The sequence below is a fragment of the Vibrio sp. 378 genome (assembly GCF_033339435.1).
The window spans coordinates 1-758 of record NZ_JAWOUO010000450.1 but is presented as its reverse complement, the minus strand read 5'-3'; the positions used below and the strand labels follow the sequence as shown (position 1 = coordinate 758).

Here is a 758-nt window from a genome sequence, read left to right as displayed (position 1 = left end):
TGATGCTTCATACAAGGCATTAGAAGTCACTAAAGTCTACTTAGATGCGGTAAAGGCTTATGAAGTCTTAAAGCTGTCTGAGAACAATCTTGCCGTTCACAAAGACATCTATACGGACATCAAAAAACGCGTCACTTCCGGCATCGGCTCGACTGCGGACTTAACACAGGTTGAAGCACGTTTAGCGAAAGCGCATGGTAATCTGGCAGCTGCACAAAACAACCTTTACGACTCCCACAGAATGTTTACCCGCTTGGTGGGGCAAACGCCACAAGGGTTAATTTTTCCAAGAGCTGATCAGAACTTTATCCCCTACACCGTCGATGAAGCGGTTGGCTTGGCATTTGAATTACACCCAGTGATTCAAATCGCATTGGCGGATGTGGATTCTGCCAAGTTCCAATACAAACAATCGAAAGGCGTTAACTACCCGACGATCTCGATTGAAGCTTCTCAAACTTGGAAAGACGATGCGGATGGCTTAAAAGGTCGAAGCGATGAAACTCTCGCCATGTTGCGTTTACGCTATAACTTGTTCAACGGCGGTAGCGATGCGGCAAATTCAGAAAACTTCGCATACCAACTCAACAAAGCGAAAGACTTGCGTGAAGGCGCGTACCGTAATGTTGAGGAAGGACTTCGCTTATCTTGGAGTGCTCTGGACTTAACGTTGCAACAAAAAGAATTTTTAGCAGACCACGTTGATTCGGCAGCTGAGACGGTCATCGCGTATGAAAAGCAATATCGAATCGGTAAAC

General features: G+C 45.9%; 1 protein-coding gene. It reads left to right on the top strand.

Features of this window, described 5'->3' with window-relative positions:
• On the top strand, positions 1-758 hold a 758-nt coding region (locus R7Q48_RS26865), incomplete at both ends, for a TolC family protein (RefSeq protein ID WP_318133291.1).